Consider the following 24,452-nt stretch of genomic DNA (forward strand, 5'->3'; position numbering starts at 1 on the left):
GCGGCGTTATTGCCCATCCAGGCCGCGGATCGGTTTAACCGATGACCAGGCGCGGCACGACGGGCAATGCCAATAGAGCGAGTGCGCGGTGAAGCCGCATTTGTGGCAGCGGTAACGCGGTTTGGTGCGAATTTGCTCGCCGACCATATCGCGCAACAGCAGCAGGCTCTCTTTCGCCCGGCCGTCTTCGGCGTCCGCCAGGTGATAATCCATCAGCCGGTAAAATACCCGCATGGTCGGATGGCGTTGCAGCTGGCGGTTGATATAGACCTGCACCACGTCGCGCCCTTCGTGCTGCTCGATGATCTCGGCCAGCATCAGATCGGCGGTGGCACCGGTGTTCTCTTCTACGCAGCGCTTCAGGAATTCAGCCCAGTTGTGCTGTTGTTCCGGCAGATGGGTGTAGCATTCCTGCAGCATCGGCAGCGTTTCGCTGACCAACTCTTTATCCTGACTCAGTACGCGTTGCAGCGACTCGGCGGCTTTGGCGTAGTCGTTTTGCGCCATATAGATGCGGCCGAACATGATGGACACGCGCGCACACTGTTTATCGGCTGCGTCCGCACGCTTGAGCAGGCTCATCGCCCGATCGAGATCGTCGCTGCCCATCGCCTGCAGCGCCAGTTCACAATAGAAGTGTGCGATCTCGACACGTTGTTTCTCTTTACCCAGCTTGACCAACTTTTCCGCCACGTCGATCGCTTTTTGCCAATCGCTGGTGGCCTGATGGATCACCAGCAGTTGCTGCAGCGCCGATACGCGAAAATCCGCTTCGTCAGTCAACTGGCTGAACATGTCTTCCGCACGATCGTACAGCCCGGCCGCCATATAGTCGCGGCCCAGCTGCTGTACCGCCAGCAGACGCTGTTCGAAGGTCAGAGAGGCGCTTTCCATCAAGGCCTGATGGATGCGGATGGCGCGGTCGACTTCACCACGCGAACGGAACAGGTTACCCAGCGTCAGGTGGGCTTCAACGGTGTTGCTGTCCTCTTTCAACATGTCGAGGAACAGATCGACCGCCTTGTCCTGCTGGTTGGAAAGCAGAAAGTTCACCCCTGCCACGTATTCACGCGACAGGCGGTTGGCTTCTTGCTGTTTATCCTGCTGAGCGCTTCTGCGCCCCATGTACCAACCGTACGCGGCAGCCACGGGCAGCAACAGAAACAGCAGTTCTAACATAGAGGATTATTCCTTGCTGACAACGGGCTGAGCCGCCGATTCAGCGGGCTGCTCAAGCTGCAGCTCCAGCCTTTTGATCTTGCGCTCGGCGCGGCCCAGCGCAATGCGCGTGCGCAGGTAAAACAGGCCGCAAATGATCCAGCCAAGAACGAAACCGGCGCCAAACAGCGTGGCCAACAGGGTCGATACGCGATAATCGCCCTGCGCAACCAGATAGTTAAAATTGACCACCTGATCGTTATGCGCACCCAAGGTGACGGAAATCACGAAGATCACCAGAACCAACAAAAAAATCAGCAAATATTTCACATTCTTTCCCGCGATGCCGAGTGAATCGGATGAACGATGCCAAAACGTGGCGTCCCTAACCCTTAAGTTAGCATTTCCCGTTGCGGCAGGGAAACCCTGCGGCACGATAAAACCACATATCTGCTGGCATATTCGGCAGTAAACGGCCTTAGCGAACAAATTGATGAGAAAGCTTCTCAAAACGTCGAATTTATAAGGATATGGGGGCGGCCGGGCGGATTGCAATGGCGGGAAAATGTAAGCGGTTAATGCGGCGCCGATCCGACGCCGCCTTTTTGTGACATGGTCACGTCAGGACATGATTAACCCGCCGTCCACATTGATGGTCTGGCCGGTAATATAGTCGGCATCGTCCGAGGCAAGGAAAGCCACGAGGCCCGCCACGTCCTCGGGTTGACCGGCGCGCTTAAGCGGAATCCCCGCCACCCACTCGGCCATCAACTCTCCTTTGCCATAGGTTTTTTCCGGGCCACTGAGAATTTCGCCCCAAACGCGGTCGTTATATTCCCACATCTCGCTTTCAATGATGCCGGGGCAGAATGCATTGACGGTGATGCCATGCGGTGCCAGTTCCAGCGCTAAACTCTGCGTAATGCCGATCACGCCCATTTTGCTGGCGGCGTAATGCGGTGTGTAAATGAACCCGTTACGTCCCTGACCGGAAGAGGTGTTGATCAGCCGCCCCCGGCGTTGGCCGACCATATATTTGGCCGCCTCCCGGCAGCAGAGCCAGACCGCCGTGGTATTTACCGCCAACACTTTCTCAAAATCGCTTTTGGGCATCTGGTCAAAACGATCGATAGTGATCACCCCGGCATTTTGAATCGAAACGTCGATCGCGCCGAATCGCTCCCACGCCTGACGATAAAAATCAATCACCTGCGCTTCATCGGTCACGTCGAGGATAATCGGCAGAACCGCCACCCGATAACGCTGGCGCAGCGTTTCCGCCGTGGTCAGAATGCGTTCCGCATTCGATGCAATCACCAGATTGGCACCCAAACTGGCGAAACGTTCGGCGATACCCGCGCCAATGCCGCGGCATGCGCCGGTAATCACCACGGTTTTTCCCGTGAAATCACGATTCATGGTTGTTCTCCTGTCATCAATGCAGCCGCTTGCGGCCGCCACAAGGTGCGTTGTACCGCCTGCCGCCAGGCGCTGTAGTTTTCCTGCAGCTGCCGATGGCGCTGCATATCGGGTTTAAATTCATCATGTTGGGGCAACAATGCCACCAGTTGCCGATCGGAAGTCCCCCACAGGCAGCGCATCGCCATCAGCGCCGCCCCCAGCGCCGAGAGTTCCGCCGTGTTGCTGCGCCACACAGGGCAACCCAACAAATCGGCCTGAAACTGCATCAGCCAGTCATTGCGGCTCGGGCCGCCATCGGCCATTAACCCCTGCAGTACAAAGCCCGGCTGTTGCCGCAATACGTCGATCACATCGGCGATTTGATAAGCCACCGCTTCAAAAGCGGCCCGCACCACATGTTCCCGCCGCGTGCCGCGACTGAGCCCGCAGATCACGCCGCGCGCCTGTTCGTCCCACCAGGGCGCACCGGCCCCGGTCAATGCCGGTACAAAATAAACGCCTCCGCTGTCGGGCACGCGAACAGGCAGCTCACTTAACAGCGCCTCGTCCCCCGGCGGTATGGCGGTGATATCCAGCATCCAGGCAATGGCGTCGCCGGTGTGGGGAATATTGCCCTCCAGCGCATACTGCATACGCCCACCATCGTGCCAGGCGACGGTCGTTGCCAAAGCGCTCGTACCGCATAGCGCTTCGGCGATCGGCGCCATCACCGATGATCCGGTGCCATAAGTGGCCTTAGCCTGCCCTGCCTGGCCAAGCGCATGGCCGTACAGCGCCGCATGCGAGTCGCCCACCATCGCGCCAATCGGAATGCCGTCGGCAATGCCTTCCAATCCCAACGTCGTGCCGAACAGATGACTGGAAGGGTGGATCGTCGGTAGCGCCTGACGGGGAATGTTGAACAGCGCCAGCATCCGCTCGTCCCAATCGCCGGAAGCAAGGTTCAGCAATTGAGTACGAGCGGCATTGGAGGTATCACAACCGAATGCCTGTCCTCCGCTCAACTGCCACAGCAGCCAGGCATCGATGGTACCAAGGCAGATCTCCCCGTTCTCCGCCATCCGTTGCCCCTCTTCGCAATGGTCGAGCAACCAACGCATTTTCGACGCCGAGAACAGCGGTGAAAGCGGCAGACCGGTGGCGTGGCGCACCACTTCGGCCTGCCGATCGTGCCGCAGCCGTTCACAAAAATCGGCAGCGCGCGCACATTGCCAGGTTAAGGCCGGCCCGATCGGCTGGCCGTCGGAACGTCGCCAGCCGATGGCGGTTTCACGCTGGTTGCTGATGGCGATACCGGCAATACGGGATGCCCCGGCCAACGCAATCGCTTCCCGCAGCACCGCCAGAGAGGCTTCCAGTAAGGCCTCGCCCCGCTGTTCCACCCAACCGGGTTGCGGCGTCTGCAGCGTCAGCGGCCTGCTGGCCCTGGCAACGATCGTCCCCTGAGCATCCACCACCACGGCCTTGGCGTTGCTGGTGCCCTCGTCCAACGCGACAATGCAATCCGCTTTAGCCATGGCTCACCTCAGCCAGCGGCTGCACCGCTTTTTTTTCCTGGCGCTGCATCAAAATGACCTTGCTTTGCAAACGCTGCTGGAACTGATCGATCACCACGGCGGTGACGATCACCAATCCTTTAATCACCATTTGCCAGAACTCGCTGACGCCCATCATCACCAAGCCGTCCGCCAGAAAAACGATCACAAAAGCACCGATGATCGAACCGAATACCCTGCCGCGGCCACCGCTCAGCGCCGTACCGCCCAGTACCGTCGCGCCGATGGCGTCCATCTCGAACATATTGCCGGTCATCGGGTGCGCGGTTTGCAATTGTGAAGCGATAACCAGCCCCACCAGCGCCGCGCATAGCCCGGAAAAGGCATAGACGAACATTTTCACTTTGACGATCGGCACCCCCGACAGCCGCGCTGCCGGCTCATTGCCGCCAATCGCATAGATATAGCGCCCAAGCGGCGTTTTCTTGGTGAGATAGATCCCCAACAACACGATGGCCAACATCAGCCAAATCGGATTGTAAATGCCCAGAAAGGTGCCAGATCCCAGGGCCGCGAAACCGGTGTTGCCCAGCGCTTCCATGCCCACCAGATTGGGATAGGTTTTGCCGTCCGCCGTCAGCAACGCCGCCCCACGCGCCACGTACATTGCGCCCAGGGTACAGATGAATGGCGCAACGCCGAGCCGCGTAATCAGCGTGCCGTTGACCAACCCCAACAATACGCCCAACAGCGCCACCGCACCGATCACTTCGAAAACGTTGAGAAACAGCCGGTTGCCGTCCCACAGCGGGATACCGACGGTCAACAGCGCACCGGCGATCATCCCGCACAAGCCCGCCACCGCGCCGACCGACAAATCGATGCCGCCGGTGAGGATCACCAGCGTCATGCCAACCGCCAGCAACCCGGTAATCGCCACGTGCTGCGTCATGATCAGCAGATTGGAGACGGTCAGAAAATTCGGCACCATGCTGCTGAAAAACAGCACCACCAGCAACAGGGCGATGAAGGTGCGCGCCTGCAGCAAATACATATACAACCGATACTTGGTTTGCATTGCCTTATCCTTATGCATGTGGGGTTGAGGCGCGGATCAGCGTTTCGCGATCGGCCCGTTCGCGCGGCAGATCGGCCGTCAGCTTCCCGTCCGCCATCACCATCACCCGGTCGGCCAGTGAGACCACCTCATCCAGCTCCGACGAAGAGAACATCACCGCCAGCCCCTGGCGTGCCATAGCGCCAATCAGGTGATAAACGTCCGTTTTGGCGCCGACGTCGATTCCGCGCGTCGGCTCATCGAGAAACACCACCTGCGGCCCGGTCAGCAGCGCCTTGCCCAACACCACTTTCTGCTGATTGCCACCGCTGAGGCTGGTGATTGGCAGCTCCCGGTCGCTCACCTTGATCGCCAGTTTTTCGATCATGCCATCGACCAGCGCGCACTCCCCAGCCGCCGCCAACGGCCGAAGTGCATTGCGCCCCAGGCTGGCCAGGGTCATGTTGGCCTTGATCGACATCATCTGCACCAATCCCTCCGCCTGCCGGTCTTCCGGCACCAGCGCCATGCCCAATGCCATGCGTTGACGAAATCCCAGCCGCTCCACGCTTTCGCCGTTGAGCAGAATGCGGCCGGCGGTCTGGCGCATCACACCGTTGATCACCTTGAACAGTTCGGTGCGGCCGGCGCCCAACAGGCCATAAATGCCGATCACTTCCCCTTTGCGCAGTGAAAAACTGACGTCGTCAAGGCAATAGCCGCCGCTTTCACGCGGCAGCGTCAACCGTTCGACCTTCAGCACTTCATCCCCTTGCTCTGCCGCGCAATAATCAAAGTGCTTGCTCTTTTCCCCGACCATTTTTTCGATGATCCACGGAATGCTAACGTTGCAGACCGGCTCGGCGGCAACAAAACGCCCATCGCGGAACACCGTGATGCGATCGCCAATCTCCATCAGCTCTTCCAGACGGTGAGAAATGTAGATGATGGTGACGCCGCGTTTTTTCAGATCGGCGATCACCCGAAACAGCGTGCGCACCTCAGCCTGGCTCAGCGCCGATGTTGGTTCATCCATGATCAGCACCCGGGTGTCCTTCGCCAACGCGCGAGCAATTTCAACCAGCTGCTGATGACCGATGCCGAGGCTGCCCAACGGCGTATGCGGATCGATGTCCAACTCCAGCCGCTGCAGCAAGGCTTTGGCCAGCTGATATTGATAGTCCACATTGATGCGGCCACGCTGGAAGAACTCGTTGGCCATAAAAATATTGTCCATCACCGACAGGTTGGGGAACAGATTCAGCTCCTGGAAAATAATGCTGATCCCGAGCCGCTCCGCCTTCTGCGTGGAGGTTAACGTCACCGCTTTTCCCTCCAGCTCGATGGTGCCGGAGGACGGGGTTTCCACCCCCGCCAGCAGCTTCATCATGGTCGATTTACCGGCGCCGTTTTCGCCGATCAGCACGTTGACCTGATTGCGAAACACTTGATAACTCACGCTATCCAATGCCGTGACGCCGGGATAGAGACGCGAAACGTTGCGCGTTTGAATAATGACCGGTTCGCTCATCACGCCCCCTTAAGGTTGAATGCGTACCGGCGTGATCAACAGCGGCTCGACAGGTGCCTGCCAGCTGCTGAATACGCCATACACGGTAATGTGGTCACCCACCTTGGGTTGGGATCCGGCCAGTTCGTCGATCGAAGCCTGATTAATCGCCCTGGCAAAATCGCCGAACAACGCTTGGTCATTGAAATCGCTGTAGCTCAGGCCGCGATAGCTGTCGCGCAACGCCGTACCGCGATAAACCGGCCCGATCTGCACCTCCACGCTGCTGAGCGGCGCATCGGTCAGTTTGAGCGTTAATTTTCCGCTGCGCGACCGGGTGTTCACCGCCGCGACTTCACCGCTGACCTTAACGTTGAAATAACAAGGAAACTCCGGTTGAGCGCGGTACCCCAGCAGACCACAGGCGCTGTCAAAATCCTTGGCCTGGGCGATCCGGGCGATCAGCTCGCCCAGCGGCTGCGCCGTTTTGATCGTTTGCGGGGCGATTTGGCTGCGGTAAATCTCCGCCGCCTGCGCCACATGCGGATTCACCGGGGAGCGAAGCTCCGCCAGCTTTTTCTCCGAGACGATACGGCAACCGCTCAACGTCAGGACGACGGTGACGGCCAGCGCAATGCGCATCGACATAACAACACCTCCGATCGCACCCCGCCGCCGGGACGGGGTGATGAAAGACACCGCTCAGCGCGGATTACGGTTTGAAGTTGAAGTCACTGACCCGTTGCGCATTGTCTTTGCCGATCAGGATGCCGCGGAACATCACGCGCTCCTTGCCGGTATAGCTGCCGGATTGGAAATAGCCGTCGAGGATTTCAACGCCCTGCGCGGCGATCGCCTGCGCCTGCAACATCACGCTGGCATAGAGGCTACCGTTGAGAATGGCGTCGCGTTCATCGTTGCTGCCGTCGATGCCCACCACGGTGACATCCTGCCGGCCGGCGGCCTTCAGCGCCGCCACTGCCCCCAGCGCCACCGGGCCGTTGCCGCAGATCACGCCTTTGATGTCCGGATGCGCCTGCAGAATGCTGTCCATGATGCGTTTTCCCTCCAGCAGATTGCCCTTGGCATCCTGACGCGCCACGCTGACCATCTCAGGATATTGGTCGATCACGTTGTGGAACGACTGCGAGCGCGTGACGCAGTTATTATCCGCCAGGTTGCAGGTCAGCTCGGCGTATTTGCCGGTTTCTCCCATTTTTTCTACAAACTGGTTGGCGACGTCCGAGCCGGCCTGGAAGTTGTTATGGGTGATCTGCGCCAACGCTACGCCATCGACCGGGATCTCGCGGTTGATCAGTACCACCGGAATACCGGCGTTTTTCGCCTGCTGCACGGCGGCGACGCTGGCCTGGGAATCGGCGTTATCCAAAATGATACCCTGTACTTTGCGGCCGATAACCAGGCTGATCAGCTCCCCCTGGCGCTTAACGTCTTCGCCGTGCGACAACACCAGCGTCTGGTAACCGAGCGACTTGGCCTTGCTCTCGGCCCCCTTGGCCTCTGCGGAGTAATAAGGGTTATCCAGCGAATTGACGAGAATGGCGATCGTGCCCTTTTCCGCCGCCATGGCAGAGGTGCAGGCAAAACCGGTGAGCAGGGTAAGGTAAGTGGCTATTTTTCTCATGATGGTGTTCTCTTATCGTTGTGTTGAACATCGTCTGGTGTTGGCGATCGCTGCGGTTGCCGCTTACCAAATGGTAAAACCGCCGTCGATCATCAGGTCCGCGCCGGTAATCATGTCGCTGCCGTTGCTGGCAAAAAACAGGATCGCCGCCGCAATTTCGTCGGTATAAGCAAAACGCCCCAGCGGGATCAGTTTTTTCATCGCCTCGCCCTTCTCGCCGCGCCAGGCTTTCTCTCCCATAGGCGTCAGCACCACGGTGGGCGATAACGTGTTGACCGTAATGCCGTGCGGCGCCCATTCTTTGGCCATCACCTTGGTCATGCCCAGCAGCCCTGCCTTGGCGGAGGTGTAAGCGCAGTGATCGTCAATGGCGATGGAGGCCGCCTGTGATGCGATGTTGATGATTTTCCCGCCGTGGCCGGCGGTTATCGCACGGCGCGCCAGTTCCTGCGAGCACAGGAAGGGCCCGGTGAGATTGACCGCCAGATGGCGCTGCCACTCCTCGAGCGTGACCTCCGTCGCCGGCTGCAAATTGACGTAGCCCGCGCAGTTGACCAGGATATCGAGCCGACCAAAGCGAGATTGAGCCGCGTTGAAGGCGGCAGCCACCGAGTCGGAATCGGTCACGTCACATACCTGGCAGAACACCTGTTCTTCCCCCAACTCTCGCAGCGCTGCCGCGGCCTTATCCTCTTCAAAGGCCGGATACATCAATACCAGGCGCGCGCCCTTTTCCAACAGCAGGCGATTGGCGGCCATCGCGATGCCGCCCAGACCGCCGGTGATCACGGTAACCTTCCCTGCCAGCGACATCCGGCTATCGACACCGTAGCGTAAATTGACGTCGTATTCGTTCCGATCCATCGCATTCCCCCTATTGCGTTAACTGAGCCTGTAATCCTGCAGCGTCGATGGCATATTGACGCCGCAGCGCCGCCCGGCTGCTGCTGTGAGTAAATTCGTAAGCCGGCACGCCCAGTGCGGTAAACGGTCGCGACAGCTGATACCGCAGCAACAGTTCACCGATGATGGTACCCAGGCCACCGCTGAGGGCGTGCTCCTCCATGGTCAGCACCCGACGGTGCGAACGCATCAACGCCACTACCGCCGCCTCGTTGAGTGGCCAGAGCGAAGGCAACGAGACGATGGTCGGATTTTCGCCCAACGCCAGTACCTTCATCGCCTCATGAGCCACCGTCCCCAGGCAAAACACCAGATTGTCAGAGCCCTGATGCAACACCTCCGGCTCTCCGGGGCGGAAGTGATAGCTCGCGTTCAACACCGGCAGCTTGTCGCTGTCCATGCGGATATAGGCCGGGCCGGGTTGCGCGATGACATGGCGGACAATCTCTGCCGCTTGCCGCGCATCCGCCGGCGCATAGACGCTGAGATTGCCCAGCGTGCGGGCGATGGCGATATCGTTCATGCAGTGATGCGTCGCCCCCAGCGGCCCATAGCCGAATCCGGCATTCAGGCCGAGCATTTTCACGTTGGTTTCCGTGTAGCAAACATCGTTTTTCATCTGTTCGTTAGAACGGGCAAACAGAAAAGGCGCGGCATTGGCGGTAAAGACCGTACGGCCACTGAGCGCCATGCCGGCGGCCATGCCCACCATGTTCTGTTCGGCAATTCCGACGTTCACCACCCGCTCTGGATAAGCCTGCTCGAAAGGTGCAATTTTCGACGTGGACGTGGAGTCCGCGACCATCACGCTCAGATCTGCACCCGCCAGCTGCTCTTCGATCAACGCCGTCACCACGGCATCGCGTAAATCCTGCATGTTCATCCCTCCAGTTCCGCCAGCGCCTGCGCCAGCTGTTGTTCGTCCGGTACCGCGTGATGCCAGGCGGCAACGTTAGCCATAAACGACACGCCGTGACCCTTTTCGGTATTGGCCAAAATCACCCGCGGCTTGTCCTGGCTCGGGCGTTGGATCGCCGCCACCAGCGCCGCCGGATCGTGCCCGTCGCACTCCAGGGTTTCGAAACCGAAAGCGCGCCATTTTTCCGCCAGCGGTTCCAGCGGCATGATGGCCTCTGTCTTACCCGCCAACTGCAGCCGGTTGCGATCGACGATGGCAATCAGGTTATCCAGCTTGAATTTGCTGGCCGCCATTGCCGCCTCCCAGTTGGATCCCTCCGCCAGCTCACCGTCGCCCAGCAGCACAAAAGCGCGGCGATGTGCGCGCCCGGCCAATTTGTTGCCCAGCGCCAGCCCCACGGCGATCGGTAGGCCATGCCCTAAACCGCCGGAGTTAATCTCTACCAGTTCCGGCAGTTTCTGTCGCACCGGATGCCCGGCCAGCAAGGTGTCGTCGCCCATGAACTGATCGAGCACCGCCGGATCGAGCAGGCCCATCGCCGCGCAGCTGCAGTAAAAACCGCCGGCGCCGTGCCCTTTAGACAAAATAAACCGATCCTGATCGGGCCGGACATTGCTGCGATCCATCACCGCCATATACAAGGTGCAGATGATGTCGATTTCCGATAGGTCGGCGCCGGTATGGCCCTTGCCTGCCTTATGGTTCATGGTCACCACATATCGGCGCGCCAGGCGCGCCGTGTTTTTAATCGCCTGGAAGTCCATCGTCACCTCTGCTTAAGCGCCTTGATTATCGTTATCGCATCGAAACCGATCCGCTAACTCGCCTTTGATTTTCGAATGGAAATCATATGCAGCAAAAACGATAATTAATGTGGGCAAGATCAAATTTCAAACAAAAGCACTCAAAAGGCAAAGCCGCAAATCATTAAAATATTTAAATAACAATTACATATGAATCACAAGACTACTTTAAGTTCGTTTTTACCGCTGTTTTTTTACTGACCTCATTGATTTTCGAATAAAAACCAAAGGAGATTGCCCGGGTTTATCCGTAGCTTTATCAATAATCGCAAGCTAGAATTCAGCACATCAATTAAGGAATTGCCGTGGCAAACCGCGCGGCGGGAACTGACAGGTGCAGGAGTCTTTCGATTGAAAAGCAAAAGCGAACAGCTGGCGGAAATGCAGCAACGGCGCGAAAAGATCCTCGACATGATCCGCGAAGACGGCTCGGCGACGGTCAAAATGCTTACCGATACCTTCAAGCTGACCGAGGCGACCATTCGTACCGACCTGCGGGTTCTGCAGCAACAAGGTTACGTGCAGCGCTTCCACGGTGGCGCAACCCTGGTCGACGGCAAGCAAAATACCCATGCCATGCTGTTGGAACGCCAGGTCAACCTGACCGCCAAGGATCGCATCGGCAAGCTCGCCGCCGGTTTTATCGAACCGGGCGACACCATCATTCTTGATTCAGGCACCACCACTACGGCTATCGCCAATCACCTGAGCCACATCAAGAAACTGTCCGTTATCACCACCGGCGTCAATATCGCGCTGCAGCTGGGGGGCGAACCGGGCGTGAACATTTTGCTGACCGGCGGCTCGTTCAAATTTCCGACGCTCTCCACTTCCGGGGATAAAGCCGCCAGCTTCTTCGAAAACGTGCTGGCCCAGAAACTGTTCCTCGCGACGGCCTGTATCTCACCCCGTCACGGACTCAGTTTCCCAAGCGAAACCGACATCAAACTGAAAATGGCGATGATCAACGCAGCCAACACGGTGTATGTGGTTGCCGACTCCAGCAAGATCGATAAGGTGTCGATGTTCGCATTGCCCTGTGACTGGCAGCATATCGACTATTTGATTACCGACGACGGTATCAGCAATACCGCCATACAGGCCTTTGAGAAGGTAGGGGTGAAGGTGTTGATGGCAGGCGCCTGACTGGCGCCTGCGAGAAGCGTGCTTATTCCGGCTTGCGCGCCGCAATTTCCTGCTGCTCTTGCGGCGGTGGCGTCAGCGGGCCGAACCAGCGCTGCGCCAGCCAGCAGGTAACCACCACCAGCAGCCAACTGATCAGCGTGGCCATCGCCAGATCGCGCGGCCAGTGCATGCCCAACAGCAGACGGCTGCCCATCACGCCGGTCGCCCACACCATCAGCAGCGCGACGGTTTTATAATGGCGGCGCGGCCACAGCAGCCCTACGCCCAACAGCGCCCAGGTGGCGGCGAACATGGTGTGCCCCGACGGGAAAGCGAAGCCGGTTTCAAACTGCCAGTGCTTGCGCAGCCAGTTCGGCACCAGCGTCTGATCCTGCAGTTGCTCGCGCACCAGCGCGCTGCGCTCTTTGCGATGCAGCGAATAGAAGTATTTGCCGTCCACGCCGTGGGTTTGCTCCAGCCATACCACGAACGGCCGCGGTTCCTGCACCCGATCCTTGATTAACGACTTCACCCCCTGCCCGATCACCAGCGCGGCGAAAAGCAGGAGCGCCAGACCGATAGCCGCCTTCAGGCGAAAGCGCAGGCACCACAAAAACCAACCGCAGAGGATAGCGCTGGTCAGAATGCCCCATGGCGAGGTCACGGTTTCGGTCACCCAGTACAGCGCTTTGAGCAGCGGCTCATTGCCGCCGGGTTGCCAGTGCCAACCGGATACCCAGACCGCCAGCGGCATCAACAGCAGCAGCAGTGCGCCGCCCGCCGTGCGTTTTGCTATCTCGTACATTCTATTCTTCCTCTGCGTGAATCAGGCTGCAGTGTAACAAGAGTGTAATCTTGATAACACGCGAAAAATTAAACAGATAGGCAACCTATCGCAATAATAGGTGGCCAGAAAACGCCATCTGCTGGTTTGCTGAGCACCGCCCGGCAAGAAGTTGTGGCAAAATAGCCGATAATTAACGAAATAGAGATCGGCGTAGCACGTTTTAGTCTTGGTCAATTTACCGAACCGGACTTAGGATGCGCGACAATGATTGAATCGTACGCTTTTGTGGAGAGTGACATGCAGCTTAAACGGGTGGCAGAGGCTAAACTGCCGACACCTTGGGGCGATTTCCTGATGGTAGGATTCGAAGAACTGGCGACCGGGCATGACCATCTGGCGCTGGTATTCGGTGATATTTCCGGCGAAGCGCCGGTGCTCGCGCGCGTGCATTCCGAATGTCTGACCGGCGATGCTCTGTTCAGCCTGCGCTGCGACTGCGGTTTTCAACTGGAAGCCGCGCTGGAGCAGATCGCCGAAGAAGGCCGCGGCATCCTGCTTTATCATCGCCAGGAGGGCCGCAATATCGGCCTGTTGAACAAGATCCGCGCCTATGCCCTGCAGGATAAGGGCGCAGACACCGTGGAAGCCAACCACCAGCTCGGCTTCGCCGCCGACGAGCGCGACTTCACCCTGTGCGCCGACATGTTCAAACTGCTGGGCGTCGACGCGGTGCGTTTGCTGACCAACAACCCGAAAAAGGTCGAGATCCTGACCGAAGCCGGCATCAACATCAGCGAGCGCGTGCCGCTGATCGTCGGCCGCAACCCGAAGAACGAACACTACCTGGCGACCAAGGCCGCCAAAATGGGCCATTTGCTCGACCAGAAGTGATCGCCGCCGCGGCGGAAACAATCAGGGCGCCTTGCGGCGCCCTTTTTATTGCTTAATTACAGCATTTTCCTGATCACATAGTGCAGAATGCCGTCGTTTTCGTAGTAGGTCAGCTCATTGCCGGTATCGATGCGGCAACGGGTGTCGATCACTTCCTTGCGCCCGTCGACATAGGTGATGTGCACCGGCACCGTCTGGCCCGGCTGCAGCTGCTGCAGGCCGCCGACGCTGATCTGCTCATCCCCGGTCAGCCCCAGGGTTTTGCGCGTCACTCCTTGCGGGAACTCCAGCGGCAAAATCCCCATGCCGATCAGGTTGGAGCGGTGGATACGCTCGAAGGACTCGGCAATCACCACCCGCACGCCCAGCAGGCGCGGCCCCTTCGCCGCCCAGTCGCGGCTGGAGCCGGAACCGTACTCTTTACCGGCGATCACCGCCAGCGGCACCTTCTCCTGCTGATACTGCATGGCGGCGTCGTAGATAGACAGCTGCTGCTGCGACGGAATATGGCGGGTATAACCGCCTTCCACGCCCGGCACCATTTCGTTGCGGATGCGGATGTTGGCGAAGGTGCCGCGCATCATCACTTCGTGGTTGCCGCGGCGCGAGCCGTAGGAGTTGAAATCCTGCGGCGCCACGCCGTGCTCGCTCAGGTAGCGCCCCGCCGGGCTGTCGCGCTTGATGTTGCCCGCCGGCGAGATGTGGTCGGTGGTCACCGAATCGGCCAGAATCGCCAGAATGCGCGCGTCTTTGATGTCCTGTACCGGATCCGGCTTCACCTTCATGGTGCTGAAGAACGGCGGATGGCGGATATAGGTAGAATCCTCCTGCCACTGATAGGTCGCCGAACCGGCCACCTGGATCGCCTGCCAGTTGGCGTCGCCGTCGAACACTTCGCCGTATTCCTTATGGAACATCTCGGTGCGCACTTCTTCCACCGCCTGAGCGATGTCCTGACTGCTCGGCCAGATATCCTTCAGGTAGACCGGTTGACCGTCGTTGCCCTCGCCCAGCGGCTCTTTGGTCAGGTCAATCTTCATACTGCCCGCCAGCGCATAAGCCACCACCAGCGGCGGCGAGGCCAGCCAGTTGGTTTTCACCAGCGGGTGAATACGCCCTTCGAAGTTGCGGTTTCCCGACAGCACCGCGCCCACGGTCAGATCGCCCTCTTTGATCGCCTGCTCGATCGGATCCGGCAGCGGGCCGGAGTTACCGATACAGGTGGTGCAGCCATACCCCACCAGGTTGAACCCCAGCTCTTCCAGATAGGCGGTGAGTTTGGCGCTGTCGAAGTAGTCGGTTACCACTTTGGATCCCGGCGCCAGCGAGGTTTTTACCCAGGGTTTGCTGCGCAGCCCTTTCTTGACGGCATTTTTCGCCAGCAGGCCGGCCGCCATCATCACGCTCGGGTTGGAGGTGTTGGTGCAGGAGGTGATCGCTGCGATCACCACCGCGCCGTCGCGCAGTTCGTGCTGCTGCCCGTCCAGCGTAAAGGTTTTGCTGTCGGTATTGGCTTTGTGCCCCCCGATATCCAGCTCGGTAGCGGCCTTGAACGCCTGCGGCACATTCGGCAGCGCAACGCGATCCTGCGGGCGTTTCGGCCCGGCGAGGCTGGCTTCCACGGTTGACATGTCCAGCGCCAGCGAGCTGGTGAAGACCGGTTCATCACCCGGGTTACGCCACATGCCCTGCGCTTTGGCGTAGGCTTCCACCAGTGCGATTTGTTCGGCGCTGCGGCCGCTGAGCTTCATATAGCCGAGCGTAACGTCATCCACCGGGAAGAAACCGCAGGTGGCGCCGAACTCCGGCGACATGTTGGCGATGGTTGCCCGGTCCGCCAGCGGCAGATCGGCCAGCCCGTCGCCGTAAAACTCGACGAATTTGCCGACAACGCCGTGCTTGCGCAGCATTTGGGTCACGGTCAGCACCAGGTCGGTGGCGGTAATGCCCTCGCGGAGCTTGCCCGTCAGCTTGAAGCCGACCACGTCCGGGATCAACATCGACACCGGCTGGCCCAGCATCGCCGCTTCCGCTTCGATGCCGCCGACGCCCCAGCCGAGGATGCCGAGGCCGTTGATCATGGTGGTGTGGGAATCGGTGCCCACCAGCGTATCGGGATAAGCCACGCGGCGGCCGCTTTCGTCGCTGTGCCAGACCGTTTGGCCAAGGTATTCAAGGTTAACCTGGTGACAGATGCCTGTGCCCGGCGGCACTACGCGGAAGCGGTTGAAGGCTTTCTGCCCCCAGCGCAAAAAGGTGTAGCGCTCGTGGTTGCGCTGCATTTCGATACGCACGTTGTCTTCAAAGGCGTTGTCATCGCCAAATTCATCGACGGTAACCGAGTGGTCAATCACCAGATCCACCGGCGACAGCGGGTTCACCTGGTCGACGTTGCCGCCCAGCCGCCGTACCGCTTCGCGCATCGCCGCCAGATCCACCACCGCCGGTACGCCGGTAAAATCCTGCATCAGCACGCGCGCCGGACGGTAGGCGATCTCACGGTTAGCATGGCCGGTTTGCAGCCAGGCAACGATGGCCTTGAGGTCGTCAACCTGCACGGTGTCGCCATCCACATGGCGCAGCAGGTTCTCCAACAGCACTTTCATTGATTTCGGCAACCGGTCGATATCACCCAGCTGCTTCGCCGCCAGCGGCAGGCTGTAGTAGTAATACTCGCTATTCAGCGCAACCAGCTTATCCAGACTTGTTTCACGAAGATCGGACGACATAGCTCCTCCATTTCTTATTGTGACTAAAACAGGGTAATCAGTGAGGTCTTGTTTAAAGATACCACAAAGATAAGTTAACGTTTTGATAACAACACGATTTGATCACAACGATAGGCGGGAACAATCAGCGGGAAGGAAGTGCGAGCGCCGCCAAGGGGTTAGGCAATGCGCCAACAAAAACGCCGCGACGAGGCGGCGTTTTGGCTGGGAAGATTTCGCAGCTTTAGCGGGGTTTACGCACCAGGCGGCGACAGACTATTAGGACAACCGCCGCAATGATGGCAGAGACACCCAATTTAATGGCAATGACAACCGAGTCGAAATTATTCATCCCTATTTCACCATCACCGCTAATTTCTATGTTGTTGGAAACGAAGCTGTCGAAAATGCCGTCTGGTAGGTAGCGCAGCAACAAAAGGGTGAGCAACAAGAACAGAACAATCCAGAGACTTTTTTTCATTGTGATACCAGGCATTTACGGTAATCAGTACGGATTTCCGGGCTAAAAAAAACCCGGTTAGGCAGGCGCCTAACCGGGATTGATTTGATATCGCCGACAGTTACTTAATCGGCAGTTTGATGTCCTTGAACATCGCTTCGATCTCTTCGTTGGAGCGCAGCGCCACCGCGCTGTCTACCACATCGCGCGTCAGGTGCGGCGCGAAGCGCTGAATGAAGTCGTACATGTAGCTGCGCAGGAAGGTGCTGCGGCGGAAACCGATCTTGGTGGTGCTGTAGGTGAAGATATCACGCGCATCCACCGTCACCAGATCCGGATCCTGCACCGGATCCACCGCCATGCTGGCGATCACCCCCACCCCCAATCCCAGACGCACGTAGGTTTTGATCACGTCGGCGTCGGTGGCGGTAAAGACAATGCGCGGCGTCAGGCCGGCGCGGTTGAAGGCGGTATCCAACTCCGAACGCCCGGTAAAGCCGAAGGTGTAAGTGACGATCGGGTAAGCCGCCAGCTCTTCAATGCTGATGCTGCTTTTGCCCGCCAAAGGATGATCGGGCTTCACGACTACCGCGCGGTTCCAGTGGTAGCACGGCAGCATGATGAGATCGTCGTACAGGTGCAGCGCTTCGGTAGCGATGGCGAAATCGGCGGTCCCTTTGGAGACCGCTTCGGCGATCTGCGTCGGCGAGCCCTGATGCATGTGCAGCGAGACGCGCGGGTAACGCTCGATGAAGCCTTTGATTACGTTGGGCAAGGCATAGCGGGCCTGGGTATGCGTGGTGGCGACGTACAGCGAGCCTTTGTCCGGGTAGGTGTGTTCACCGGCGACGGCTTTTATGGCGTCCACTTTGGACAGCACTTCACGTGCAATGCGAATGATTTCCTGGCCGGCTGGGGTGACCTGAGTCAGGTGTTTGCCGCTGCGGGCGAAAATCTGGATGCCCAGCTCATCTTCGAGCATGCGCACCTGCTTACTGATGCCGGGTTGCGAGGTATAGAGCCCTTCTGCCGTCGAGGAGACATTCAGGTTGTGGTTAACCACTTCCACAATGTAACGAAGCTGCTGCAATTTCATATCTTATACCATCCTAGGTTAAACACTGCGGCTTACCCGCAGCCAGGTATATCGGTGTCGCCCCGGTATGCTGAAACTCACAAGCCATAAACACCGTGTTTTACCCTGATGGTGAAGAAAACGCCGTTGTTAATAAGCTTTAATAATAAAAAAACTTTTTATATAACCACTATACCACGTTGCAGCTTCAAGTATAGGTCCGCGTCACACTATGATAACGATTATTTTGCATTGGTATCAACGTGAAACGGCGGTGGCGGAGGGATAAAAACAGCAAAGGATAGATCCGTTTGTCGCTTTTCACCAATAAAAAAACCAGCCGCCGGGGCTGGTTCTTCATCTTACTGGCAGGACAGCGGCCTTACTTCTTGCCTTCGACCCACTTGCCGTCCACGTAGAACGCGGACCAACCGGTCGCCTTGCCATCTTTTTCAGAAGAGACGTACTGCTGTTTGGTTTTACGGCTGAAACGCACCAGCGTTTTATTGCCTTCGGCATCCGCCACCGGCGCATCGGCCAGATAGCGCAGCTTCTCCGGCAGGCGATCCTTGAAGCGAGCCAGCTCTTCCACCAGCGGCGCACGGGTCTCGCGCGATTTAGGGAAGGTGTTGGCCGCCAGGAACACGCCGGCAGCGCCGTCACGCAGCACGAAATAGGCGTCGGACTTCTCGCACGGCAGCTCCGGCAACGGCACCGGATCTTCCTTCGGCGGCGCGACATCGCCGTTACGCAGGATCTTGCGGGTGTTTTTACAGTTCTCGTTGGTACAGCCCATGTACTTGCCGAAACGCCCCATTTTCAGGTGCATTTCCGAGCCGCACTTGTCGCACTCCACCACCGGGCCATCGTAGCCTTTCAGGCGGAACTCGCCCTCTTCGATTTCATAGCCGTCACACGCCGGGTTGTTACCGCAAACGTGCAGCTTGCGCTGGTTGTCGATCAGGTAGCTGTCCATCGCCGTACCGCATTTCTTGCAGCGACGGCGGGCGCGCAGCGCGTTGGTTTCCGCGTCGTCGCCTTCGAGGATATTGAGCACTTCCGCTTCCGGCACCAGATTGATGGTGGTTTTGCAGCGCTCCTTCGGCGGCAGCGCATAGCCGGAACAACCGAGGAACACGCCGGTGCTGGCCGTACGGATGCCCATTTTGCGGCCGCAGGTCGGGCAGTCGATGCTGGTCATCACCATCTGGTTAGGCCGCATGCCGCCTTCTTCCGGATCCTTCTCCGCCGTTTCCAACTGCTCGCTGAAGTCGACGAAGAACTCGTCCAGCACCGCTTTCCACTCGGCCTGGTTGTTGGCAACCTCATCGAGACCGTCTTCCATGCGCGCGGTGAAGTCATAGTTCATCAGCTCGCGGAAGTTTTCTTCCAGGCGATCGGTGACGATCTCGCCCATTTTCTCGGCATAGAAGCGGCGGCTTTCCACCCGCACATAACCGCGATCCTGAATGGTCGAGATGATGGAGGCGTAGGTGGACGGACGGCCGATACCGCGTTTTTCCAGCTCTTTCACCAGCGAGGCTTCGCTATAGCGCGCCGGCGGCTTGGTGAAGTGCTGGCTCGGGATCAGTTTCTGCAGATCCAGCTCGCTGCCGATTTCGACGTATGGCAGGGTGCGATCTTCATCGCCCTTGCGCAGCGCCGGCATCACCTTGGTCCAGCCGTCAAAGCGCAGCGTACGGCCCTTGGCCCGCAGCTGATAATCGCCGGCCTTCACCGTCAGCGTGGTGGAATCGTATTGCGCCGGCGTCATCTGGCAGGCGACGAACTGGCGCCAGATCAGCTGATACAGCTTCTGCGCGTCCGCTTCCATGTCTTTCAACTGCTCGGCGAGCACGTTCACGTCCGAAGGACGGATCGCTTCGTGCGCTTCCTGCGAATTCTCTTTGCTGCTGTACTGATTTGGCGCCTTCGGCAGGTATTTGTCGCCGAAGTTGTCGCCGATATAGCCACGCACCATGTTGAGCGCATCCTGGCTCAGGTTGGTGGAATCGGTACGCATATAGGTGATGTGGCCGGCTTCATACAGCCGTTGCGCCATCATCATGGTTTTCTTCACGCCGAAGCTCAGGCGGGTGCTGGCGGCCTGTTGCAGCGTGGAGGTAATGAAAGGCGCGCCCGGTTTGCTGCTGGTCGGTTTGTCTTCGCGATCCAGCACCGTGTAACGGGCTTTTTCCAGCAGTTTGACCGCGGCGTGAGTCTGCTCGCGGTTGACCGGCTTGAACGGTTTGTCGTGCGCATGGGTCACTTCCATCTGCAGCGCAGTTTCACCCTTCGCCAGCAGATCGGCATGCAGCTCCCAGTACTCTTCCGGCACGAAGGCCTTGATGTCGCGTTCGCGCTCGACCACCAGGCGCACCGCCACCGACTGCACGCGGCCGGCGGACAGGCCGCGGGCGATTTTCTTCCACAGCAGCGGCGAGACCATATAGCCCACCACGCGGTCCATGAACCGGCGCGCCTGCTGCGCGTTGACGCGGTCAATGTTCAGCTCGCCCGGCTGTTTGAACGCCTGCTGGATCGCGTTTTTGGTGATTTCGTTAAACACCACGCGGCTAAAGCGTTTGTCATCCCCACCGATCACTTCCCGCAGGTGCCAGGCGATGGCTTCCCCTTCGCGGTCAAGGTCGGTTGCGAGATAAATGTGGTCGGCGTTTTCCGCCAACGATTTTAACTCGGCGACCACTTTTTCTTTACCCGGCAGGATTTCATAATGCGCTTTCCAGCCGTGGTAAGGGTCGACGCCCATGCGATTTACCAGCGCCGCCTTCTCATCTTTTTTAACTTTTTTCTTGGCTTTATCTTCGGTTGAGTCAGCGCTCTTTTTGCTGGCTGAGCCACTGGTCGGCAAATCACGGATATGACCGACGCTGGACTTCACCACGTAGTCACTTCCTAAATATTTATTAATAGTTTTGGCTTTTGCCGGGGACTCAACTATTACGAGAGCTTTACCCATATTTACCTTTACCTAATTTATTTCTTCTAAAAAGAAGTCTTTTATCTCGCCGTGCCGCGGCAATTCGTGTCTCTTTTTTTATATTGCGGCAGTCTGGCAAGAGATCAACAGATTTTTTTCTTTTGGTTGCCCAACTGCTCAACCTGAACGCAAGTTGTTGATCCTGCCTGCTATTCACCCATGCCCCAGAAGTATGGCTGTGTGAGTTTTATTCATGGCGTAAACAAAACCTTCCACCCGACGCCGCAAAATCCCACACTGTACCTGATAAAAAGCGTCACGCAACCTAATTAGCACGGAAAGACCGATTTCGCCAACCGGCGGCCGCCCATGGCCATCCAGACGGCAAATAAACCTTAGTCGGTTTGCGGATAAAAGCGAACCGGCGTTAGAATATGCGCAGAGTTTTTAGTTTGGAGTCTAATAAATGCGCACAAATACTGCCCCTATCGGCCGCGAGGCCCTGCTGGCGGAAGCAAATAACATCATCCGCCAACACGAAGATTATCTGCACGGCATGATCGCCACCGACGTTGAACAAAAAAGCGGCGTTTTAGTTTTCCGCGGCGAATACTTTTTGGATGCCGATGGATTGCCCACCGCCAAAACCACCGCGGTATTTAATATGTTTAAACATTTGGCCCATCTGCTTTCGGAAAAATACCACCTGGTCGATTGAGAAAAGAAAACGGGGGCAGCTGGCCCCCGTTGATTCACGCTATCGCCACCGTTACAGCAGCGGCTTTTCACCACGCTGCCACCAGCGCAACAGCAAGCGATCGACGCTTTCCGCCGCGCTGCCGGTGAAGCGATCCATCAGGCGTTTGCGGCGCGTATAGCGCACGGCGATCACTTCGTGGTTGTCCAGCTCGGCGATCAGCAAGTCATCGCTGGTGCCGATGGCGTCGATCAGCCCCTTCTCTTTCGCCTGTGAACCGAACCAGTGCTCACCGGTGGCGACGCTGTCGATGTCCAGCGACGGGCGCTGCTCATGCACGAAGCGCTTGAACAGCTCGTGGGTTTCGTTCAGATCTTCGCGGAACTTCTCGCGCCCCTGTTCGGTGTTTTCGCCAAACAGCGTCAGCGTGCGTTTGAACTGCCCGGCGGTGTGCAGCTCCACGTCGATGTCGTTCTTCTTCAGCAGGCGGTGGAAGTTCGGGATCTGCGCCACCACGCCGATGGAGCCGATGATGGCGAACGGCGCCGCCACGATGCGATCCGCGACGCAGGCCATCATGTAGCCGCCGCTGGCCGCCACTTTATCCACCGCTACCGTCAGGCGAATGCCGCCTTTGCGCAGGCGCTCCAGCTGCGAGGCCGCCAGGCCGTAGCCGTGCACCACCCCGCCCGGGCTTTCCAGGCGCAACAGAACTTCATCCTGCGCCGACGCTACCGCCAGCACCGCCGAGATCTCTTCGCGCAGCGAGGTCACCTCGTGCGCGTCCATGCTGCCCTTGAAGTCCAGCACATACAGGCACGGCTTAGTCACTTCCACCGCGCCGGACTTGGCGCGCTGCTTCTTCAGCTTGTCGTCGGCCTTGGTCTGCTTCTTGAACTGTTTCAGCCAGACCTTCTGCTCGGCGGTATCCATACGCGCCAGGCGCATATCACGCTGCATCTCGCGATACTGTTCACCGAGATCGGTCAGCTGCAGCTCCCCTTTCTGGCGGTTCTTGCGTTGCCCCAAACTGACCGCCAGGATGGCCAACGCGGCGATGGCAAGCACCACCGTGGCGACCTTGGCCAGAAACAGGCCATAAACAGATATAAACTCCACAGATTCCGCCTTTATTTACAGGTTGTTAGTATGCTTCTTTCCATTTTAGCCAACCGCAGCGGCTGCTGTCGCGGCTAAATGAAAATTCATTGCGCACGGATCATCACTATGGGGACGATTCAAGGCCGAACCAAGGCGCCGCCGCCGTGCTTTTGTTACAAAAGAATGCCATTTCAGCCTGCTACGCATTGAAAATGCCCACGGATTAAGGCATATAACACCCATTATTCATCAATACGATGAGACGGATTCGCTGCGCGGCCCGCAGACGGTCGAGCCTTCGCTCCCGCCCCGGCCGCGCGTTTCACCCTTGCTCCCCGATATTCGCGGGAGAACAGCCACCCAGGCGAGGATTTATCGTGCATTACCAACCCAAACAAGATCTGCTCGAACAACGTATCATTTTGGTCACCGGCGCCGGCGACGGCATCGGCCGCGAAGCGGCGCTGACCTACGCGCGCTTCGGCGCTCAGCTGGTGCTGCTGGGGCGCACTGAGAGCAAACTGCTGGCGGTACAACAAGAGATCGCGGCCCAGGGCGGCGCCCCGGCCTTAGTGGTGACACTGGACTTGCTGCACGCCACTCCGGAGCAATGCCGGCAGATAGCCGACGATCTGGCGAGCCAGATCCCCCGCCTTGACGGCGTTCTGCACAACGCCGGCCTGCTCGGCGACATCGCGCCGATGGCCGACCTGTCGATGACCATGTGGCAAGAGGTGATGCAGGTTAACGTCAACGCCACCTTTATGCTGACTCAGGCGCTGCTGCCGCTGCTGCTGAAATCCCACGCCGGTTCGCTGGTGTTCACCAGTTCCAGCGTCGGGCGCACCGGCCGCGCAGACTGGGGTGCCTATGCGGTGTCGAAGTTCGCCACCGAGGGCATGATGCAGGTGTTGGCCGACGAGTATAAAAACCGCAATTTGCGGGTGAACTGCATCAATCCGGGCGGCACCCGCACCAAAATGCGCGCATCTGCCTTCCCGCACGAAGACAAGAACAAGCTGAAAACCCCGGCCGATATCATGCCGCTGTATCTGTATCTGATGGGCGAAGACAGCCGCCGCAAAACCGGCATGAGCTTCGACGCGCAGCCGAACCGTAAACCCGGCGCGGCCGAATAATAAGGAGCGTTTCATGGCGGAAGATCGTCATCAACAGCGCCAGCAGCGCCTGAAAGAACAGGTCGATGCCCGCATCGCCGCCGCGCAGGACACGCGCGGCCTGCTGCTGGTGTTTACCGGCAACGGCAAGGGTAAAACCACGGCCGCCTTCGGCACCGTCACCCGGGCGGTTGGCCACGGCATGCGCGCCGGGGTGATCCAGTTCATCAAGGGCGAGTGGCCCAATGGCGAAAAAAACCTGCTGCAGCAACACGGCGTTGAATTCCAGGTGATGGCCACCGGTTTTACCTGGGAGACGCAGAATAAAGCCGGTGATACCGCCGCCTGTCAGGCGGTGTGGCAGCATGGCAAACGCATGCTGGCCGACAGCAGCCTGGATCTGGTGCTGCTGGACGAAGTAACCTACATGCTGACCTACGGCTATCTGGAACTGGAAGAGCTGAAGGCAGCGTTGCTGGAGCGCCCTGCGCACCAAACGGTGATCTTGACCGGGCGCGGTTGCCATCGCGATCTGCTGGAACTGGCGGATACGATCACGGAGATGCGGCCGGTGAAACACGCGTTCGATGCAGGCGTGAAGGCGCAACAGGGGATCGATTGGTAACAAAAAGTTCT

The 24,452-nt window shown here is 58.6% G+C and carries 22 protein-coding genes; 5 read left to right on the forward strand and 17 right to left on the reverse strand.

Going from position 1 to position 24,452, the window contains the following annotated elements:
- Positions 1 to 6 precede the first annotated feature (6 nt).
- The 11 genes from lapB to QOL81_RS01680 all read right to left on the reverse strand — a co-directional run bounded on the left by lapB (position 7) and on the right by QOL81_RS01680 (position 10,874).
- Entirely contained in the window at positions 7 to 1,179 is a 1,173-nt protein-coding gene (gene lapB / locus QOL81_RS01630; RefSeq protein ID WP_025303023.1) for a lipopolysaccharide assembly protein LapB, read from the reverse strand.
- Between the two features lie 6 nt (positions 1,180 to 1,185).
- The gene (locus tag QOL81_RS01635; RefSeq protein WP_060423730.1) at positions 1,186 to 1,488 is read right to left on the reverse strand and encodes a LapA family protein; all 303 of its coding nucleotides are present in this window, start codon (positions 1,486 to 1,488) and stop codon (positions 1,186 to 1,188) included.
- A 291-nt stretch (positions 1,489 to 1,779) separates the two neighbouring features.
- Positions 1,780 to 2,577: an SDR family oxidoreductase gene (locus QOL81_RS01640; RefSeq protein WP_049271279.1), complete on the reverse strand. Its 798-nt coding sequence runs from the start codon at positions 2,575 to 2,577 to the stop codon at positions 1,780 to 1,782.
- A complete protein-coding gene (locus QOL81_RS01645; protein ID WP_060423733.1) occupies positions 2,574 to 4,097 on the reverse strand; it encodes an FGGY family carbohydrate kinase in 1,524 nt (507 codons plus the stop codon). Before QOL81_RS01645 ends, QOL81_RS01640 begins: the two co-directional genes overlap by 4 nt.
- Positions 4,090 to 5,154, reverse strand: a complete 1,065-nt coding sequence (locus QOL81_RS01650) for an ABC transporter permease (RefSeq protein ID WP_060423738.1) — start codon at positions 5,152 to 5,154, stop codon at positions 4,090 to 4,092. Before QOL81_RS01650 ends, QOL81_RS01645 begins: the two co-directional genes overlap by 8 nt.
- Before the next feature lie 10 nt (positions 5,155 to 5,164).
- Positions 5,165 to 6,664 carry a sugar ABC transporter ATP-binding protein gene (locus tag QOL81_RS01655; RefSeq protein WP_060423741.1) on the reverse strand — a complete coding sequence of 500 codons (1,500 nt, stop codon included), beginning with the start codon at positions 6,662 to 6,664 and terminating at the stop codon, positions 5,165 to 5,167.
- A 9-nt stretch (positions 6,665 to 6,673) separates the two neighbouring features.
- The gene (locus QOL81_RS01660) at positions 6,674 to 7,291 is read right to left on the reverse strand and encodes a DUF2291 family protein (protein ID WP_060423744.1); all 618 of its coding nucleotides are present in this window, start codon (positions 7,289 to 7,291) and stop codon (positions 6,674 to 6,676) included.
- Positions 7,292 to 7,355: 64 nt separating this feature from the next.
- The gene (locus tag QOL81_RS01665; RefSeq protein ID WP_043147551.1) at positions 7,356 to 8,288 is read right to left on the reverse strand and encodes a D-ribose ABC transporter substrate-binding protein; all 933 of its coding nucleotides are present in this window, start codon (positions 8,286 to 8,288) and stop codon (positions 7,356 to 7,358) included.
- A 63-nt stretch (positions 8,289 to 8,351) separates the two neighbouring features.
- On the reverse strand, positions 8,352 to 9,152 hold the full coding sequence (locus QOL81_RS01670) for a GolD/DthD family dehydrogenase (RefSeq protein ID WP_283439590.1): 801 nt from the start codon (positions 9,150 to 9,152) through the stop codon (positions 8,352 to 8,354).
- Between the two features lie 10 nt (positions 9,153 to 9,162).
- Positions 9,163 to 10,068 (reverse strand): transketolase family protein, encoded by a 906-nt coding sequence (locus tag QOL81_RS01675; protein ID WP_049200073.1) that lies wholly within the window; start codon positions 10,066 to 10,068, stop codon positions 9,163 to 9,165.
- Between the two features lie 2 nt (positions 10,069 to 10,070).
- Positions 10,071 to 10,874, reverse strand: a complete 804-nt coding sequence (locus tag QOL81_RS01680; RefSeq protein ID WP_060423750.1) for a transketolase — start codon at positions 10,872 to 10,874, stop codon at positions 10,071 to 10,073.
- A 390-nt stretch (positions 10,875 to 11,264) separates the two neighbouring features.
- Between QOL81_RS01680 and QOL81_RS01685 the strand changes: the two genes are divergently transcribed.
- Entirely contained in the window at positions 11,265 to 12,059 is a 795-nt protein-coding gene (locus QOL81_RS01685; RefSeq protein WP_070914755.1) for a DeoR/GlpR family DNA-binding transcription regulator, read from the forward strand.
- Positions 12,060 to 12,081: 22 nt separating this feature from the next.
- Here QOL81_RS01685 and pgpB read toward each other — a convergent pair whose 3' ends face one another.
- Positions 12,082 to 12,843, reverse strand: a complete 762-nt coding sequence (pgpB, locus tag QOL81_RS01690) for a phosphatidylglycerophosphatase B (RefSeq protein WP_049271297.1) — start codon at positions 12,841 to 12,843, stop codon at positions 12,082 to 12,084.
- Between the two features lie 279 nt (positions 12,844 to 13,122).
- Between pgpB and ribA the strand changes: the two genes are divergently transcribed.
- The gene (gene ribA, locus QOL81_RS01695) at positions 13,123 to 13,716 is read left to right on the forward strand and encodes a GTP cyclohydrolase II (RefSeq protein WP_019452695.1); all 594 of its coding nucleotides are present in this window, start codon (positions 13,123 to 13,125) and stop codon (positions 13,714 to 13,716) included.
- A 56-nt stretch (positions 13,717 to 13,772) separates the two neighbouring features.
- On the opposite strand, the gene acnA is transcribed toward ribA, so the two are convergent.
- The 4 genes from acnA to topA form a co-directional block, all read right to left on the reverse strand.
- Entirely contained in the window at positions 13,773 to 16,445 is a 2,673-nt protein-coding gene (gene acnA / locus QOL81_RS01700; RefSeq protein ID WP_283439591.1) for an aconitate hydratase AcnA, read from the reverse strand.
- Positions 16,446 to 16,668: 223 nt separating this feature from the next.
- Positions 16,669 to 16,905: a hypothetical protein gene (locus tag QOL81_RS01705; RefSeq protein ID WP_060424102.1), complete on the reverse strand. Its 237-nt coding sequence runs from the start codon at positions 16,903 to 16,905 to the stop codon at positions 16,669 to 16,671.
- A gap of 100 nt (positions 16,906 to 17,005) precedes the next feature.
- Positions 17,006 to 17,980, reverse strand: a complete 975-nt coding sequence (gene cysB, locus QOL81_RS01710; RefSeq protein WP_004930690.1) for an HTH-type transcriptional regulator CysB — start codon at positions 17,978 to 17,980, stop codon at positions 17,006 to 17,008.
- A 361-nt stretch (positions 17,981 to 18,341) separates the two neighbouring features.
- A complete protein-coding gene (topA, locus tag QOL81_RS01715; protein WP_038881773.1) occupies positions 18,342 to 20,939 on the reverse strand; it encodes a type I DNA topoisomerase in 2,598 nt (865 codons plus the stop codon).
- Between the two features lie 427 nt (positions 20,940 to 21,366).
- Between topA and QOL81_RS01720 the strand changes: the two genes are divergently transcribed.
- The gene (locus tag QOL81_RS01720; RefSeq protein WP_004930700.1) at positions 21,367 to 21,618 is read left to right on the forward strand and encodes a YciN family protein; all 252 of its coding nucleotides are present in this window, start codon (positions 21,367 to 21,369) and stop codon (positions 21,616 to 21,618) included.
- Positions 21,619 to 21,669: 51 nt separating this feature from the next.
- On the opposite strand, the gene sohB is transcribed toward QOL81_RS01720, so the two are convergent.
- Positions 21,670 to 22,716, reverse strand: coding sequence for a protease SohB (gene sohB / locus QOL81_RS01725; RefSeq protein ID WP_038877302.1), 1,047 nt, complete (start codon positions 22,714 to 22,716; stop codon positions 21,670 to 21,672).
- Between the two features lie 359 nt (positions 22,717 to 23,075).
- On the opposite strand from sohB, the gene QOL81_RS01730 reads away from it, so the two are divergent.
- Complete coding sequence (locus QOL81_RS01730; RefSeq protein ID WP_060439818.1) at positions 23,076 to 23,837, forward strand: YciK family oxidoreductase; 762 nt, start codon at positions 23,076 to 23,078, stop codon at positions 23,835 to 23,837.
- A gap of 13 nt (positions 23,838 to 23,850) precedes the next feature.
- On the forward strand, positions 23,851 to 24,441 hold the full coding sequence (gene cobO, locus QOL81_RS01735; protein ID WP_070913659.1) for a cob(I)yrinic acid a,c-diamide adenosyltransferase: 591 nt from the start codon (positions 23,851 to 23,853) through the stop codon (positions 24,439 to 24,441).
- Positions 24,442 to 24,452: the final 11 nt, after the last annotated feature.

The organism is Serratia sp. CC22-02, from assembly GCF_900182895.1.
In the GTDB taxonomy this organism is placed as follows: domain Bacteria; phylum Pseudomonadota; class Gammaproteobacteria; order Enterobacterales; family Enterobacteriaceae; genus Serratia; species Serratia nevei.